The following is a 16,877-nucleotide window of genomic DNA, read 5'->3' on the forward strand; positions in this document are numbered from 1 at the left end:
AGTCGTGATATCAAAACAGTGTGTCACATTATTTTCTAAACGTACCCAAACTGTGAAATTATCTGGTGTTGCATTGTTAATATAAGGGGATGCGATTGCATTCAATCCATCAAATGCGTCTGCCTCTGTATGGTGATAAGTCACAATAAATCCTGGTGTAGATGCATTATAATAAGCATCTGCATCTGTTAAATAAACGGTCGTGATTCCGTCGTTGATATCATCCTCACAAACCTCTAAAGTCTGTAGTTCGTCTGGGAATTCTGGCTGTGGTAAGACTTCAATATTAAAAGGTGTTACCGTTCCACATCCTGTAACATCATTTTTCAGTACTGCATAAATTGTCTGAACTGGTGTTACTGTATTTTCAAAATTATCTGGTGTAGCGATATAAGCAAATGATCCTACGTTTCCATTTGCTTCATCGATTACTGCTTGGTTTGCTTCGTTTAAATCTGTGAAGTAAGTGATGCTAATTCCATTTTGACCATTTAAAATCTCCTCTGTTGTCTGCGTATTTGTTAAGTCAAAAGCAACAGAACCATCTCCATCATCACACATTTCAATATTATTCACCTCATTGATTAATGGTTTTGGATGCACAATTACATAAAAACTTGTATATGCTGCACATTCACTAACATCATAAGACACTTTCACCCATACTTGGTGAACATTTTGTGTCGCATTTTGATAGTTCACAATATTTGGTGCTACAATTTGATTTACACCTGCTAAAGCATCGTCTTGTGTATTATAATACTCTACAATTGCTGTTGCTGGATTTGCTGCTGGAGCTAAAATCTCTGCCTCTTTTGTAGATAAGTTAAATAAAGTGTACCCATCATAATCATCATCACATAATTCATAATGTGTGATATCTAAATTCACAACTGGAATTTCTCCAACGACTAAATTAATTTCTGTTGTTGTCCAACATCCACTTGAAACATCGTAAACATATCCGAAAATTGTATTCGTTCCCGAAACATAATCTGAAGGATTTGTAATAGCAGGACTTGTTGGTAAATCTGCTCCTGGGGCAAAATCTAATACTTCATAATAAGAAACTGCTGTATTAAAATTCGAACCGATAATTTGTGCATCTAAAGATGTTAAATCAAATGAACGAATTCCATCTGCAACCAAATCATCACAAAGCTCATATTGATATGAAGGCTCAACTACAGGTTGTGCTCCTAATTCTAAATTAAATAATCCAGAATTCTGACATCCTGTTACATTATCTTCTAATTGATAAAAAACTGATGCATCTCCTGAAACATATGTATTTAAATTTGTAATTTCTGTTGTCAATGCAGCATCAGAATAATAAGTAACTGTGTAAGCTCCTGCATTATCTAAAATTGTTGTTTGTAAAGAAATATCCCAAGTGATTAACCCATCTTGATCTAAATCACAATCAGATATTGAATAAGTAGGTGTTACAACTGGAAGTGGGTTTAAAATTAACTCGAAAGTTACAGAATCTTCACAAGTTGTAGTATCATTTGTAACAGTTGCTGTAATTACTTCATTATTGGCTCCTGTATAAGCATCTGCAGTAGTAATTTCATCTCCTGCTGCATTATAGTATGTAATAGTAACTCCTGTTTCTGTTGTTACTAATCCATCTTGCGATGTTAAATCAAAAGTTGTATTATCTGCACACTGAACCATATTAGCTGGTACAGTAACTACAGGTAAATCATTAATCCAAATTTGGAAAGTAGTTTCAGCTTCACAGTTAGTCGTATTATCTACAACTTTAGCGGTAATTGTATCTCCATTTGCTCCAATATAACTAGCTGGTGAAACAATTTCTACTCCTGCATTATCAAAATAAGTAATTGTTACATTTCCTGAGTTATTGATTACATCATTTTGTACTGTTAAATCATGTACTAAAATATTTTCACATACAAATAAATCATTTGGGGTATTTACTGTAACTTCAGGATGTTCGTTTAATTCAAAACTTGTTGTTGAAAAACAATCTGTAGAATTTACATTTTCAACACGAACCCAAATTGTTCCTGTTGTAGTTGTTGTATAGTTTCCTGTAATTGGATTTTCATTATTGTTTGCATCATCTTCAGTTGTATGATATGAAACTGAAAATAATGTTGCATCTAAACCAGTTAAAACTTCTGCATCCAACATTGTTGGAAAATCAAAAGTTTCATCTCCTAATTCACATGCTAAAATATCATCTATATCAGCTGTTATTTCAGCTACCTCGTGGAAAGTAATAACTCCATCTTCAAAAATAACATCACCTAAAACAGTATCTGTTATATTAACTCCATAAGTTCCAGATGTCGTGATTGAAATAGTTGCTTCATCTTCACCTACAATATCTTCATGAAGCCCTGTAGCTTCATTTAATAAAGTCCATTGGTACGATAATTCATTACCTAGAGGGTTATTAATTGGGGTTGCGTCTAATTCTAATGTTTCTCCTTCACATAATTCATGATCTGTAATAGGAGCTAAAATTTCACAATTTGTTGATCCCCCTCCTTTAGTTTGTTCAACTGTAATATAACCTGCCGAACCATTATAATTTGTAATTGCTATTAGATAGAACTCCCCAACAATAGCATTAGGAATAACACATTCCTCTACTGGCGCAGCTGAATAACTACAATCTATTTCATTTGGAGTATTTAAATCAGCATCTGTAACACTAGCAGTATCTGTAAAAGGTCCCCAACAAATAAAATCAACATCTAGACCTGCTCCTGAACCATCTGCTTCTGTATTTTGAGAAATTGTTAATTCAATTAAACCTGATGTACTAATTTGTAAATAATACCATGCTACATTTGGCTGAGACCCTAAACAAGAGTAGTTTGGACCTGATTCCGCTGTACTTCCATCATGTACGTTTGGAAATAATAATCCTTCATCCGCACAGAATGGTTTTGCTTCATCGTACGTAGAATTATCACTTTGAGAATAATTACTATTATATATAAAAAATAGTAAAAATGTAATATAAAAAGTTAATTTGTTTATTTTCATTTTTAGTCAGAAATTTTTACAATTATCACCATAGATATATTAATAACGTAGGATAATTAAAAAAAATTATAATAATATATATAATATTAAAATTCGTTAACATTTATGAATTTCAATATTATTTGTTAAATTATTTTTTTTGTGTTTTTTTCACACTTGTTTTTCAAAATAATTAATAATTATCATATTTTTTCTGAGTAAGTGTATGAAATAAGAGTATTTATTTTCCATAAAATAATTGTTTAAACAAGATTTGGAGCGCAATATAAAAAAATATACCCTTATAAAAAATAAGAAGTAAAAAAAAAAGCCAACTCAAATTGAGTTGGCTTTGTGATAGTAGCGGGAACAGGACTCGAACCTGTGACCTTCGGGTTATGAGCCCGACGAGCTGCCTACTGCTCTATCCCGCGATATTTATGGTGCAAATATATATACTTTTTTCAAGCCTCACAAGGGCTAAAACAAAAAAAGAGGATTTTTACAAATCCTCTTTCATTTTATAATTTATTTTGAAGTTTTATAAAAATCTTCATAAAGTTGTAATAAATTTAATATCGCTGATGTTAAATCTTTTGTTTCTAACAAAATACTAAAATATAAAGTTGTGTTCTTAGGACTTGTTTCATCCGTACGAATACGATCAACCTGCTTTTGAATTAATTTAGAAACATTTTCAATTAAATCTCTCTTTTCATTTAAAACAACTGTAATATCTCCAAAAGATCTATTTTCAAAGATTTCTTTGATATCCATCAACATCTCATTTAATTCATTGTTGATATTCTTAAGATCTTTAATCTGTCCTTTCTTAAGGTCTTTATGATTATTATAAACGTGTTTGAAACTAATTCTAGAAATATAATCAATTGCTTGTGCAATATCTTGTAAGTAACCTAAAACAAGAATATAAAATCTACTTGCCTCTACTGAAGATTCATTCAGTGATTTAATAAAGTAGAATACATCTCCTTTTAATTCATCTATTTCATTATTTAGTTTTCTTACGTGTTTTTCAGTTTTCTTTAATTTATTTAAATCTTGAAGAGCTAAGTCATCTACTACATTTGTATAAAGCTTCCCAACACGTTGAACAACTTCAGCAATATGAGCAGAACTCTCATCAATTACTCCTTGAATTGAGTTAATCTCTTCTTTCTTGATCATTTTCTTCTCTTTCTCTTGTTGCTCTTTCTTCTTATGCTTAACATAATTTCTTCCTAAAAGAGTAAATACTAAAATTAAAAGAACAGAAACAGAAACAATTCCTCCTAATTGGATAAAGTATAAAACGATTGCTGCTGTAATGAATGCCATCATTGCAGTTACAAACCATCCTCCAATTACATTTAATACTCCTGCAACACGATATACAGCACTTTCTCTCCCCCAAGCTCTATCTGCTAAAGAAGTACCCATTGCTACCATAAATGTTACGTAAGTTGTAGATAATGGTAATTTTAAAGAAGTACCAATTGAAATCAAGATTGCCGCTACTACTAAGTTTACAGATGCACGAACTAAATCGAATGCTGGCATCTCATAAGTCTTATCTTTTGGCAAGTTAATTACTGGTTTTTCAAATTTTGAATCCATCCACTCTCTTGTTGGTTTAGGAAGAATGAATACAATTCCTTTATTGATATTTACAGCAGCTCTTACTAAGAAACGTGCTGGTGTATTTGGTTGGAATTTCTCATGTCCATCTCCTTGTCTAGAAAGATTAATCCCTGTCTCAATCACCGCTTTTGCTTTTTTAGAGAACCATAATGTTACTACCATCACAGTACCAGCTATAAGTAATAAAATTGTTGGAGTTTCTACTTTTCCTGCTAAGCTTCCCATTGCAAATTCTGATGCTGGTAATCCTGATTCTAACCATAAATCATAAGAACCTAATGCTGCAATCGGAACTCCAATAAAGTTTACTAAATCATTTCCTGCGAATGCCATCGCTAATGAGAATGTTCCGATTCCAATAATTACTTTTAGAATATTTACTTTAAATAAACTAATTAATAATTGAGAAATTACAGTCCATAAAATAAATCCTCCTAGAAGAATTAATAATAAATTCCCATCAATAATTCCTTTAAAATCACTGTAAAATTCAGTTCCTTTTAATCCTTTAATGATGATAAAATATGTAATTGCAGTAATTGCAATTCCTCCAAATATTGCATTTACATAATTTTTTTTCTTGTCATAATTGAAAGAATAAATCAACCTAGAAACTAACTGAACTATGGCTCCAATAGAAAATGCAACTACCACAGATAGTAAAATACCCATAATAATCTCCAAAGCTTTTCCTGAATTGATATACTTTCCTAAATGTGAAACTGTTTCTTCGTTATTTCCTAGGATTTTTATCAAAGCCATTGCTACAGAAGCTCCTAATAACTCAAATACGATAGAAACCGTGGTCGAAGTTGGCATTCCCAAGCTGTTAAACACATCGAGCAGAATAACATCGGTTATCATTACTGCCATAAAGATGAACATAATTTCATCGAAGAAAAATTCACTTGGTACAAAGATTCCTTTTCGAGCTACTTCCATAAGTCCACTCGACGTTAATGCTCCCATTGCAATACCAATACTTGCAATTATCATGATTGTTTTAATCGGGATAGCTTTAGATCCAATAGCTGAATTTAAAAAATTCACCGCATCATTACTAACACCAACTACTAAATCAACTAAAGCTAAAACTCCTAAAGCTATAAGCATTAAAATATAAATATCTCCCATTGAGCTACTAAAAATTTATATTAATTGAGGTGCAAAATTAGTAAACCGCAAAGCAATTTATGTTATTAAAATGTTACTAACACATATTTTTTTGTGGCAATTTTACACAAATTCACATTCTTATTTTTAATTAATTTGTATCTGAATCAGATTACAAATATTTTTTTGATAAAATATTACCTATTAAACACAAAAAAGATTCAAGATAAATCTTAAATCCTTAACTTATTATTAGTTGCGTTAAATTTTAAAACTTTACAATGTCTCAAAAAAAACACTCTAATTTATTGGCTTCTGAAACAAGCCCTTATCTTCTACAACATGCAGAAAATCCCGTTTTTTGGAAACCGTGGCAAGATACACATCTTCAAGCAGCTGACAAAGAAAATAAATTAATTATTATCTCTATCGGTTATGCAGCCTGTCATTGGTGTCATGTGATGGAAAAAGAATGTTTCGAAAATAAGGAAGTTGCTGAAATCATGAATAGAAATTTCATCAATATTAAAGTAGATCGTGAAGAACGTCCAGATGTAGATCAAATTTACATGCAAGCACTTCAGTTTATGACAGGAAAAGGTGGTTGGCCTCTTAATATTGTAGCACTTCCAGATGGTCGACCAATTTGGGGAGCAACTTTTGTTTCTAAAGAAAATTGGATAGAGTCTTTGCAACAATTAATTGAAGTTTATAAAAATTCTCCAGAAAGAGTTTATGAATACGCAGAACAACTTACAGAAGGGATTCAAGAAGCAAATTTAATTGACATCAAAGAATCAAGTCCTGAATTTTCTAGGAAAACACTTAAAAAAACTGTAGAAAATTGGAAAAAGCACATGGATTTTAATTTAGGAGGAAAAAAATCTGCTCCAAAATTTCCACTTCCAAATAATTATCAATTTTTAATGCGCTATGCTTTTCAGACAGAAGACAAAGAATTGATGAATTATATAGAAACTTCATTAAATCATATAGCTTTTGGTGGAATTTTCGATCAAATTGGTGGTGGATTCTCCAGATATTCTGTAGATACAAAATGGCATGTTCCTCATTTTGAAAAAATGCTTTATGATAACGGACAATTGGTAAGTTTATACAGTGAAGCCTTTTCTTTAACCAAAAACAGTTTATACAAAGAAGTTATTTATGAAACTACAAAATTCATCGAAAGAGAATTAATGAATGACGAAGGAGCATTTTATTCTTCTTTGGATGCAGATAGTTTAAATGATGAAAATATTCTGGAAGAAGGAGCTTTTTATGTTTGGAAAAAAGAGGAATTAAAAGTTCTTTTAGGGGAAGAATCTACTCTTTTTGAAGATTACTATAATGTTAATAATTATGGTTTATGGGAAAAAGAACATTTTGTTTTAATCCGAAAAGAGAGTGATGAAAGTTTTTCAAAAAAGCATTCTATTCCTATTTCTGATTTAAAAATGAAAGTACAAAATTGGAAATCTATGTTATTTCATGAGAGAGAAAAAAGAAATAAACCTAGATTAGATGATAAAACTTTGACTTCTTGGAATGCTTTAATGTTGAAAGGATATGTGGATGCTCATAAAGTTTTTCAGGATGAACATTTTCTAGAAATTGCGAAAAAGAATGCGAATTTCATTTTAAACAAACAATTGGATGAAAATGCTAAACTATTTCATAATTATAAAAATGGAAAAAGTAGCATTAACGGATATTTGGAAGATTATGCAACTGTAATTGATGCTTTTATTTCTCTTTATGAAGCTACATTTGAAGAAAAATGGCTTCTTGAAGCAAAAAAACTAACCGATTATACTTTTGATCATTTTTATAATTCAAAAAATAAAATGTTTTATTTCACTTCTGATTTAGACAAAGATTTAATCAGCAAAAAAATCGAAATTGAAGATAATGTCATTCCTTCCTCAAATTCTATGATGGCTAATAATCTCTTCAAACTTGGATTATTTTTTTCAAATGCACATTATTCAGAAGTTTCAAAGCAAATGCTGCATAATATTCAAGATCAAATAGAAACTTATGGTTCCGGTTTTTCTAACTGGTTGATTTTAATGTGTAATTTTATTGGAGAATTTTATGAAATTGCGATATCTGGAAAAGATATTACAGAAATTTCAACTAAATTCAGAAAAAAATATATTCCGAATATAATTTTAGCAGGAAATACAAAAAGTAGTGAGATTCCTCTATTAAAATCGAGAGAAAGTATTGATACTAAAGTATATATTTGCAAAAATAAGAATTGTAATCTACCCCAAACGGATTTTTTAAAAAGTATAAATGATATAAATTTTAAACTTTAATAAACAAATGGATAATTTTTTTAAAAAACTTACGGAATTTAATCAGATCATTAGGGAAGCAATCCCTAAAGTTGCTTACGCAGTAATTATTTTTATTGTCGGTATTATTTTAATTAAAATAATTCGAAATGTTTTCAAAAAAATAATGCATCGTACTAAAACTTCTGAAACGCTTCAAAAATTCTTAGGTGATCTTCTGAACTGGACTTTAAAAGCTTTATTATTCATCATGGTTGTAGAAAAACTTGGAGTTCCTACTTCATCTTTCTTAGCTATTTTAGGTACTGCTGGTCTTGCTATTGGTTTAGCTTTAAAAGGTTCGCTTTCGAACTTTGCTGGAGGTGTAATGTTGATGATTTTTAAACCATTTAAAGTTGGAGAAGTTATCGAAGCACAAGGTTATACTGGAAAAGTAAAAGAAATCGATATTTTCGTTACAAAACTTCTTACTCCAGATAACAAATTAGTAATTATTCCTAATGGAGCTTTATCTAATGGAAATATTGTGAATTATAGTGCTGAAGGAACTCGTAGAATTGATTTTACTTTCGGAATCAGCTATGATGCGGATATTAAACAAGCAAAAGACATTTTATTAAATATTGTAAATTCTAACGATAAAGTTCTAAAAGATCATGCAACAGAAGCTTTAGTTAATGAATTAGCTGATAATAGCGTTAATATTTTCGTGAGATGTTGGGTGAATGGAGCAGATTATTTCGACGTATATTTTGATACGATGGAAAAAGCAAAATATGCACTTGACAAAGCAGAAATCGGAATTCCTTATCCACAAAGAGATTTACACATATACAATCATAATGCATAAAACAAAAAAGCTGAATCTTCCCGATTCAGCTTTTCTTTTATATTTTCTTTTTTGAAGGAGTTACCACAAAATCTTTTAAATAAAAAGGTTCAAAGTAAGCCACATCTTCAAATTCTTCATTTTTAAACTTCGTTTCAGCTAGTTTCCCCATTTCTTTTGCTGATGGGAATTTACTTTCATAGAAAATAGCATTTTCATGCTTGATCACTTCCTCACATTTTTCTACTGCATCTCCTACAAAATGAACTTTTTCTTTTTCTAAAACTTCTGAAAAAGAATTTTCGTCAATTATTTCAGCTTTAATAGCTCTTGTTTGTTCTTTTTTAGAATTGAAAATCGCTGAATAAACTTCCATTCTTCGAGCATCTAACATTGGAACGATAGAACCTTCATCTATAGAAATACTATTTGCTAAAACTTCTAAAGTAGGAACTGAAATAAGAGGAATATCAAGAGAATATGCAAATCCTTTTGCTGCCGAAACTCCAATTCTTAAACCAGTATAAGAACCTGGACCTTTACTTACAGCAACTGCATCTAAATCTGAAAAAGTTAAATCAGCTTCTGAAATAATTTCTTTGATAAATGGATGCAACATCTCCGCATGCGAATAGTTTCCATTGTTCAATTCTTTCATCACCAATATTTCTCCATCTTTAGAAATACTAACAGAACAGTTTTTAGTTGCTGTTTCAATATTTAAAATTAATCCCAAAATTTATTCTTTTGTTGTTATTAATTAAAAGCAAAGATACTTCATTTCAAAAAAAAAAGCATTCTAACTTTCGAGAAAGTTAAAATGCTTTTCAGAGAAATAAAACCGTAAACTATTTACTCTGCTGTCACATTCATTCCTTTATAGAATTCTAATACTTTTACTTTGAATACAAAATCATATTTACTTCTTACCAAAGTTGATTGTGCTTCAATTAATTCTTGCTTCACTTTATCAAAATCAAATGAGGTCATGCTTCCTAAATTGTATTTTATTTGTGCATTTTCAAAAGATTTTTGTTGTGCTACCAATGATAATTGTGAAACTTCATATGTTTTTAAAGCTGCTCTAGCATCTAAAAATGCAGATTGAATTGTTTGTTCTAAAGCCAATTTTTGACTTGATAACTCCAACTCTGCTAATTCTGAATTTAATTTTGCTTTGGCAACATTTGTTTTTACCATTAACTTGTTAAAAATAGGAATCGTAAGTGAAAACTGAAAAGATTTATTCAAGTTATTACTTACTTGTTCCTTAAATCTATTATCGATGTATGTTCTACTCATCGGATTGAAGATAATTTCATTTGCACCTTGTTGGTGTATATAAAATGAAGTCAATCCTGCTGAAAAAGATAAACTCGGATAATAATCTGCTTTTGCAATTTGTGTACCTAACTTTGCATTATCAAGACCAATTTCTGCTTTTTTAATTTCTGGTCTAAAAGATAAAGCTGTTTTATAGATATCATCTGCGGATTCTAGTAAAACTTCACTTGTAGGAATTCCTACTTCTACTTCCTGAATCTCAAAATTGTGATAATCTATTTGAAGTAATTGTGCTAAACTTAATTTTGATAATTGAAGTTTATTTTCTTGTTCTACTACTTTTTGTTGGTCTTTTGCCAAAGAAGCTTGTACATCATAAAGATCCACTCTTGGTTTACTTCCTGCATCTACCAATTCTTTTGTTCTGCGTAATTGTTCTTCCGTAATTTCTAATTTTGCAACTGCGATATTTAAATTTTCTTTATCAAAAAGAATTGTCAAATATCCATTTACAATATTTAAGGTAATATCATTTTCTGAAGAAGCCACATCGAAAAGTGTAGACTCATACGAGATTTTAGATTGCTTATATGAGTTTCTTAACTTGAAACCATTGAAAAGCGTCACGGAAGTATTTAATCCAAAACTTGATTGTAAAACATCACTAGAAACCCTCTCATTTAACTGGTTAATACTCGAACCAAAAGAGAAAGATTGTGATGCAGAAGCTCCCAAGCTTGGTAACATCTGACCTGCTGCAGCTATTCTATCTTGATCAGAAGATTCTGCAGTCACTTGCATTTGTTTTATAGTAATATTATTATCGATTGCATAGTTTACGCAATCTTCTAAGCTCCATTTCTTCTCTTGAGAAAAGGAAAAAGCTGATATAAACAGTGCACTTAGAATAGCAATTTTAGCTTTCATTCGTTATTATTTTCTATTTCTAACGATTAAATATAAAATTTGTAACACAAAAATATGCAAATAATTATGTTAATTTTTTTGATTCTTTCTATATCTGTAAAAAGCATACAACAATCCTCCCACTAAAATGTATGGAAAAACCATCAACCACATAATCCCTGTATTCAAACTTTCAGCTGCTTTTTCATTCCCACTGTTTTCTACAACTGCTTTACACATGGCACATTGTCCATAAAAAGTTATAGAAAACAATGAAAATAAAATAAAACTAATCTTTTTCTTCATCTCTATTAATGAATATAATATGGTTTAATCATGATATAAACAACCACTCCTGTAACCGCAACATAAAACCACATTGGAAAAGTAATTTTTGCGATTTTTCTATGTAATTCTACATTATTTGTAATTCCTCTAACGTAAGTTATCAATACAAATGGAATGATAATAATTGATAAAAGAATATGAGATAATAAAAGAAATAAATAGAAATATTTAATAAATCCTTCGCCTCCAAATTTTGTAGACTCCGATGTCATGTGATAAGCAACATACATTCCTAAAAAGGCAACTGAACAAGCAATTGCAACTTTGATTAAGTTCTCATGAAGTTTAATTTTCCCTTTCTTTACTGCCATTACTGCAAAAACTAATAAGAAAGCTGTAATTCCATTAATAGTTGCATAAATAGGTGGTAAAAATGAAAGAGGTTTTACATTTGGTATTTTTACTCCAAATAAAATTGCTACAACAACTGGAATCACAACTGATAAAATTATAATCCATTTATTGTATTTCTTCATATCTTTTGGTTGCCTAGTTGTTGCTTCCATCTTTATTTTCTTTTAGTAGTATTTCAATATCTTCTTTTAACATCTGAATGTGTTTTTTATCCAATCCATCGTAGAATTTAATTGGATTTTCAAAACCACCTTCTTCTATTTTTCTAGAACGAATATTTCCGTTTTTATCAATTAAAGCAAATAAACCTGAATGCTCAAATCCTCCTTCAGCTTCCGGATTTTCATTTGCATATAATTTAAAACCTGTATTTGATAACTCGTAAACCTTATCTTTTGGTCCAGTTAGCAAATGCCAGTTTTTATGCTCGATTTTATGATCTTCTGCATATTTCTTTAATATTTCTGGAGTATCATGTTCTGGATTAATACTAATAGAAGCAATTCCAAAATCTTTGTTTCCATAATATTGTTCTTGTACCAACATCATGTTGTCATTCATAATCGGACAAATCGTTGGACAAGTAGTGAAGAAAAACTCTAAAACATAAACTTTTCCATCAAAATCTTTGTTTGTAATTGTTTTTCCTTCTTGATTTGTAAAAGAAAAATCTGGAACTTTTTCAAAAGTTACCAATGTTTCACTTTCTTCTTTATTTTCTGTTTTGTAAGTTTTAGAAAATTGATTCTTGAAATTAAATGCTACATAAATTCCAAAAATCAAGATGATAAATGAAATTCCTATATATGAGTTTTTTTTCATGATTTATCGTTTTCTTTCTTTTTTTTCATTGTGATTTTACTCCACTTATAAAATAAAATATTGATATCATCAATCATTTTATCTTTTAACTCTGCAACAGATGTCATATCATAACCATAAAGTCTTTGATCATAATAATCTTCATCATCTGTTCTTCCTCTAAGTTTTCCTTTTTGACCAATGATGAAAGCATATTTCGTAAAATAATTTTCATCCAAACTATAAGGACTATCTAAACTTGTGAAAAGTTCGTCAATTTCATTAGAACTTGCAGGGATAAAGTACCAACGTTCTGTATTGGAAAAAGTTCCTAATTCTTTTTTTACTTTCTCCACCACAGCTTCATTTCCTTTCGGATACACAGCAACAACCTGAAATAAGTATTTTCCTCCACTCATTTTTTGGTTATATCGCTTATAGATTGTTTGGTTTAAATTGAAAACAGAAGCCTGAATTTGAGCATAATCTGTTCCTAAAAAAGTTAAAACAGTAAATTTTCTTCGATAAGAGACACCTTCTGTGTTCCCTTTCAATTCTTCGATATTTTTTACATTTTTTGTTAAAACAGGTAAAGATGAAGATTGATAATCTCCAGTTGAAAGAAAAATGTAAAACATTAACGGAAGTACAAAAATCCCGAATAAGACTGCAAATTTTTTCATTTCCTTAGGGTTATTAGCAAAAAAAGGTGGTTTTAACAACCACCCTCTTTTTTTTTATTCAAATATTATTAGTAATCCCACTTAACTAATGGGCTTAAAACATCGTGTAAATAAGAACCTTCAATTAATAATAATGTTACTAAGTAAATTATTAAGAAAACTGTTGGCCATACAACTGCTCTTCTAAAACTAGCTTTTTCATCTGCCATGTGCATGAAGTACCATGTAATAGCGTAAGCTTTCATAAGAGTTAAGATAATGAATATCCAGTTCAAAGGACTTGTTCCTAAAATTTGTCCTAAATATAATGCATCTGGTTTTACGATTCCTAAAATTACTTCTACTGCAGTAATTAAAGATAAGATTCCGAATACTTTCCAGATAAATGCTTTATGTGATTCTGCGTGTGCCATTTTAATTTTTTATTTTTTAAATTAAACTAAATAGAAGAATGTAAATACGAATACCCATACTAAATCTACGAAGTGCCAGTATAAACCAACTTTCTCAACCATTTCGTAGTGTCCTCTTCTTTCATAAGTTCCTAAAAGAACATTGAAGAAGATGATGATATTTAATACAATACCAGAAATAACGTGGAATCCGTGGAATCCTGTAATGAAGAAGAAGAAATCTCCAAATAACGTATTTCCATACTCATTCTCTTTTAAATTAGCACCTTTTACTACTGTTTTAGCTTCATTTAAGAATCCAAAAGCTTCAGCATGAGGAACGATTTGTTTCTCTCTTGTCTCATGATTTAACTTTTCTGTAACGATGCTTAACTCTGGGTGAGCTTTGAAACCTGCAATTACTTGCTCTACAGTATATTCTTTATAATTATTATCTTCAACAAACCATAAACCTTTATCTCTCGTGTGTTCCTCTCTAACTCCATAAGGTGTTGCAGCTACAAAATCTTCTAAAGCTACTTTGTGTCCATTTGAATCAACGAATTGGATGATTTTCCCGTCGTTTAATTTTACTGCACCATAAGATCCTTTAATAAAAGTATTCCACTCCCAAGCTTGAGAACCTACGAAGATAATACCTCCTAAAATTGTTAAGAACATGTAAAAAGCAACAGTTGCTTTCTTCATTTGTTTTCCTGCATCAACAGCTAATACCATTGTTACAGAAGAGAAGATTAATACGAATGACATGAATGCCACATAGTACATTGGGTAATCTCCGTGAATAAAAGGAATGTGAGTAAATACTTCATCTGCGATTGGCCAAGTATCGATAAATTTAAATCGCATTAAGCCATAAGCAGCTAAAAAACCAGAAAATGTAAGAGCATCCGACATGATGAAGAACCACATCATCATTTTACCATAGCTTGCTCCTAAAGGCTTGGCACTTCCTCCATCCCAAGTTTTTCCTTCATTGTTTGTAGCAGCATAATTTGCTTCCATAAAAAGTATATTTATTTTTTAGTTATAGTTTATAGTTTCGCCAAAAGTACAATATTTTATTATCCTTTCAAATAGAAAAATAAAAACAGTGCAATCCATAGGATATCCAAAAAGTGCCAGAAGATACTACCAAGCTCTATTCCAAGTACTTCACTCGAGTTATATTTGAATCTAAAATGGTTAAAAATAACCACAGAAACAACGATAACACCAGCAATAATGTGTAATAAATGTGCAAAAGAAATCACATAAAATAGAGAAGATGATATTCTACTTTTCTCACCTGTTAAATATAATCCTGAATCAATTAATTGGTTATATCCAATAAACTGAAATACAACAAAAGCAATTCCCAGTGCTAAAGTTGCTAATAACATTACTGTTGTTAATTGTCTATTATCTTGTTTAATAAACTTTTTCGCCATAAAAAAGCTTGTACTACTTAACAAGATTAATGCTGTACTGATATAAAAAGCCGTTGGCATCTCGAAACTTACCCAGTCCTCGCGCGAACTACTTACAATATAAGCACTTGTTAATCCTGCAAACATCATCACCATACTTACGATAGCGATCCACAGCATTGGCTTTGCTGTTTTACGTTTGGCTTGTTTTAATTCTTTATCTAATGTAATATCCATGTTTTATAAATAATTAGTGTAGAAATTTATCTACCACAAAAATAATCTGAATCAAAGTAATGTAGATCAAGCTCGAAAACATTAATTGTCTCGCCACTTTATCTGTTTTTTCTCTATAAAGTTTTACAGCATAGAAAAGCATCATTAGTCCTAAAAGGAAAACTAAAACTCCTGAAACCGTTGAAAGATGTAATCTTCCTGTAACTCCAAAAGCAGGCATTACAGAAAAAACAATCATACAAATTGTATAAAGAATAATCTGTATCACAGCTCTTTCATCTTTTTTTCCCATAGGAAGCATGTTGTATCCTACTTTCTTGTACTCATCATGTGCTAACCAACCAATAGCCCAAAAGTGTGGAAATTGCCAAAAGAACTGAATTAAGAATAATGTTCCTGGCTCTATTGAGAATTCATTTGTTGCAGCAACCCATCCTAACATAAAAGGAATTGCTCCTGGAATTGCTCCTACCCAAACTGTTAATGGTGTAATTGCTTTCAACGGTGTATATACACTTACATATATAAAAATAGAGATTGCTCCAAAAAGTGCTGTTCTTGGATTGATAGTGTAAAGAATATAAATTCCAAGAATTGTACAGATGATTCCAATAACCAAGGCTGTATTCACAGTCATTCTTCCTGCTGGAAGTGGTCTGTTCTTCGTACGTTTCATTTGTGCATCTACATCCTTTTCTATAATCTGATTAAAAGTATTAGATGCTCCAACCGCCAAATAACCACCAATTGCTAAAAGAATCAAAACAGAAATTTGAATATTTTCTGCTCCCAATAAATATCCGATGATGGAAGAGAACACTACACTAACTGATAAGCGCATTTTTGTGATCTCCTTAAAATCATTTATAATTCTTACTAAACTCACTTTCTTTTCTATGGTACTAGATGTAGTTTGCATAAAACTCGATTAAAATCTGTGCAAAGATATTTTTTATTTATTTAATAACAACCTTTATTATAGTTCTTTTCAAACTTTTTTTTATTTTTTTTCATTTTTTTCTTGGTAGTTAAAAAAATTGTTTTACATTTGCATCCGCAATCAAGCAACAAAGTTCTTTAAAATACGGAATCACAAAAAGAGATCAAAATTTAACATTTTGAAATTCTTTTTTAGAACATAAAAATATATGCTCGGGTGGTGGAATTGGTAGACACGCTGGACTTAAAATCCAGTGACCATTAGGTCGTATGGGTTCAAGTCCCATCCCGAGTACTCATTAAAAAACTTTTTTTATTTTTTTTAAAAAAAGTTTGGCAAATAAAAAATAAGTTTTATATTTGCACCCGCATTGACAAAGCAATGCAAGTTCTAAGAAATTAAAACTCAAGAGCTAAAAAAACAAAATGCTCGGGTGGTGGAATTGGTAGACACGCTGGACTTAAAATCCAGTGGACATTAGTCCGTATGGGTTCAAGTCCCATCCCGAGTACGAAAAAATCCTGATAATCTTATCAGGATTTTTTTTTTGCAATTATTTATCTGTAATAGAAAAGTCACATAGACATTCCGTTTATGTGACTTTTTTTAT

General features: G+C 30.4%; 14 protein-coding genes and 3 tRNA genes. 4 read left to right on the forward strand and 13 right to left on the reverse strand.

Annotated features, from left to right (window positions below; all coding sequences use genetic code 11):
• The 3 genes from I0K12_RS19020 to I0K12_RS19030 all read right to left on the reverse strand — a co-directional run.
• Nucleotides 1–3,027 (reverse strand): hypothetical protein (locus I0K12_RS19020; RefSeq protein WP_196889737.1); only part of this gene is annotated, 3,027 nt, incomplete at its 3' end.
• Nucleotides 3,028–3,367: 340 nt separating this feature from the next.
• Nucleotides 3,368–3,440, reverse strand: a tRNA-Met gene (locus I0K12_RS19025).
• A 94-nt stretch (nucleotides 3,441–3,534) separates the two neighbouring features.
• Nucleotides 3,535–5,781, reverse strand: coding sequence for an inorganic phosphate transporter (locus I0K12_RS19030; RefSeq protein ID WP_196889738.1), 2,247 nt, complete (start codon nucleotides 5,779–5,781; stop codon nucleotides 3,535–3,537).
• Nucleotides 5,782–6,041: 260 nt separating this feature from the next.
• On the opposite strand from I0K12_RS19030, the gene I0K12_RS19035 reads away from it, so the two are divergent.
• Together I0K12_RS19035 and I0K12_RS19040 are read left to right on the forward strand one after the other, a co-directional pair.
• Nucleotides 6,042–8,084: a thioredoxin domain-containing protein gene (locus tag I0K12_RS19035; protein ID WP_196889739.1), complete on the forward strand. Its 2,043-nt coding sequence runs from the start codon at nucleotides 6,042–6,044 to the stop codon at nucleotides 8,082–8,084.
• A gap of 7 nt (nucleotides 8,085–8,091) precedes the next feature.
• A complete protein-coding gene (locus I0K12_RS19040; protein ID WP_196889740.1) occupies nucleotides 8,092–8,913 on the forward strand; it encodes a mechanosensitive ion channel family protein in 822 nt (273 codons plus the stop codon).
• Between the two features lie 37 nt (nucleotides 8,914–8,950).
• Here the strand turns inward: I0K12_RS19040 and tsaB are convergent, their stop codons facing one another.
• From tsaB to cyoE, 10 genes are all read right to left on the reverse strand, one after another.
• Complete coding sequence (tsaB, locus tag I0K12_RS19045) at nucleotides 8,951–9,628, reverse strand: tRNA (adenosine(37)-N6)-threonylcarbamoyltransferase complex dimerization subunit type 1 TsaB (protein ID WP_196889741.1); 678 nt, start codon at nucleotides 9,626–9,628, stop codon at nucleotides 8,951–8,953.
• A gap of 116 nt (nucleotides 9,629–9,744) precedes the next feature.
• Nucleotides 9,745–11,103, reverse strand: coding sequence for a TolC family protein (locus I0K12_RS19050; protein WP_196889742.1), 1,359 nt, complete (start codon nucleotides 11,101–11,103; stop codon nucleotides 9,745–9,747).
• A 69-nt stretch (nucleotides 11,104–11,172) separates the two neighbouring features.
• A complete protein-coding gene (locus tag I0K12_RS19055) occupies nucleotides 11,173–11,388 on the reverse strand; it encodes a hypothetical protein (RefSeq protein WP_196889743.1) in 216 nt (71 codons plus the stop codon).
• A gap of 5 nt (nucleotides 11,389–11,393) precedes the next feature.
• On the reverse strand, nucleotides 11,394–11,936 hold the full coding sequence (locus I0K12_RS19060; protein ID WP_196889744.1) for a DUF420 domain-containing protein: 543 nt from the start codon (nucleotides 11,934–11,936) through the stop codon (nucleotides 11,394–11,396).
• On the reverse strand, nucleotides 11,920–12,606 hold the full coding sequence (locus I0K12_RS19065; protein WP_196889745.1) for an SCO family protein: 687 nt from the start codon (nucleotides 12,604–12,606) through the stop codon (nucleotides 11,920–11,922). The genes I0K12_RS19060 and I0K12_RS19065 overlap by 17 nt, the downstream gene beginning before the upstream one ends.
• On the reverse strand, nucleotides 12,603–13,268 hold the full coding sequence (locus tag I0K12_RS19070; protein ID WP_196889746.1) for a hypothetical protein: 666 nt from the start codon (nucleotides 13,266–13,268) through the stop codon (nucleotides 12,603–12,605). Before I0K12_RS19070 ends, I0K12_RS19065 begins: the two co-directional genes overlap by 4 nt.
• Nucleotides 13,269–13,336: 68 nt before the next feature.
• Nucleotides 13,337–13,681, reverse strand: coding sequence for a cytochrome C oxidase subunit IV family protein (locus I0K12_RS19075; RefSeq protein WP_196889747.1), 345 nt, complete (start codon nucleotides 13,679–13,681; stop codon nucleotides 13,337–13,339).
• Between the two features lie 21 nt (nucleotides 13,682–13,702).
• A complete protein-coding gene (locus I0K12_RS19080; RefSeq protein WP_196889748.1) occupies nucleotides 13,703–14,686 on the reverse strand; it encodes a cytochrome c oxidase subunit 3 in 984 nt (327 codons plus the stop codon).
• A gap of 59 nt (nucleotides 14,687–14,745) precedes the next feature.
• Nucleotides 14,746–15,270, reverse strand: a complete 525-nt coding sequence (locus tag I0K12_RS19085; protein WP_231372807.1) for a heme-copper oxidase subunit III — start codon at nucleotides 15,268–15,270, stop codon at nucleotides 14,746–14,748.
• A gap of 70 nt (nucleotides 15,271–15,340) precedes the next feature.
• Nucleotides 15,341–16,246: a heme o synthase gene (gene cyoE, locus I0K12_RS19090; RefSeq protein ID WP_196889750.1), complete on the reverse strand. Its 906-nt coding sequence runs from the start codon at nucleotides 16,244–16,246 to the stop codon at nucleotides 15,341–15,343.
• A gap of 231 nt (nucleotides 16,247–16,477) precedes the next feature.
• Between cyoE and I0K12_RS19095 the strand changes: the two genes are divergently transcribed.
• A tRNA-Leu gene (locus I0K12_RS19095) sits at nucleotides 16,478–16,561 on the forward strand.
• Between the two features lie 133 nt (nucleotides 16,562–16,694).
• A tRNA-Leu gene (locus tag I0K12_RS19100) sits at nucleotides 16,695–16,778 on the forward strand.
• Nucleotides 16,779–16,877: the final 99 nt, after the last annotated feature.

The organism is Aureivirga sp. CE67 (assembly GCF_015767245.1).
Taxonomy (GTDB): Bacteria; Bacteroidota; Bacteroidia; order Flavobacteriales; family Flavobacteriaceae; genus Aureivirga.

Bases quoted from the DNA above. Each gene is read 5' to 3' on its own strand.
- I0K12_RS19030 (WP_196889738.1), bottom strand. From the start codon at position 5,781: ATGGGAGATATTTATATTTTAATGCTTATAGCTTTAGGAGTTTTAGCT.
- I0K12_RS19035 (WP_196889739.1), top strand. From the start codon at position 6,042: ATGTCTCAAAAAAAACACTCTAATTTATTGGCTTCTGAAACAAGCCCT.
- I0K12_RS19040 (WP_196889740.1), top strand. From the start codon at position 8,092: ATGGATAATTTTTTTAAAAAACTTACGGAATTTAATCAGATCATTAGG.
- I0K12_RS19050 (WP_196889742.1), bottom strand. From the start codon at position 11,103: ATGAAAGCTAAAATTGCTATTCTAAGTGCACTGTTTATATCAGCTTTT.
- I0K12_RS19055 (WP_196889743.1), bottom strand. From the start codon at position 11,388: ATGAAGAAAAAGATTAGTTTTATTTTATTTTCATTGTTTTCTATAACT.
- I0K12_RS19060 (WP_196889744.1), bottom strand. From the start codon at position 11,936: ATGGAAGCAACAACTAGGCAACCAAAAGATATGAAGAAATACAATAAA.
- I0K12_RS19065 (WP_196889745.1), bottom strand. From the start codon at position 12,606: ATGAAAAAAAACTCATATATAGGAATTTCATTTATCATCTTGATTTTT.
- I0K12_RS19070 (WP_196889746.1), bottom strand. From the start codon at position 13,268: ATGAAAAAATTTGCAGTCTTATTCGGGATTTTTGTACTTCCGTTAATG.
- I0K12_RS19075 (WP_196889747.1), bottom strand. From the start codon at position 13,681: ATGGCACACGCAGAATCACATAAAGCATTTATCTGGAAAGTATTCGGA.
- I0K12_RS19080 (WP_196889748.1), bottom strand. From the start codon at position 14,686: ATGGAAGCAAATTATGCTGCTACAAACAATGAAGGAAAAACTTGGGAT.
- I0K12_RS19085 (WP_231372807.1), bottom strand. From the start codon at position 15,270: ATGCTGTGGATCGCTATCGTAAGTATGGTGATGATGTTTGCAGGATTA.
- cyoE (WP_196889750.1), bottom strand. From the start codon at position 16,246: ATGCAAACTACATCTAGTACCATAGAAAAGAAAGTGAGTTTAGTAAGA.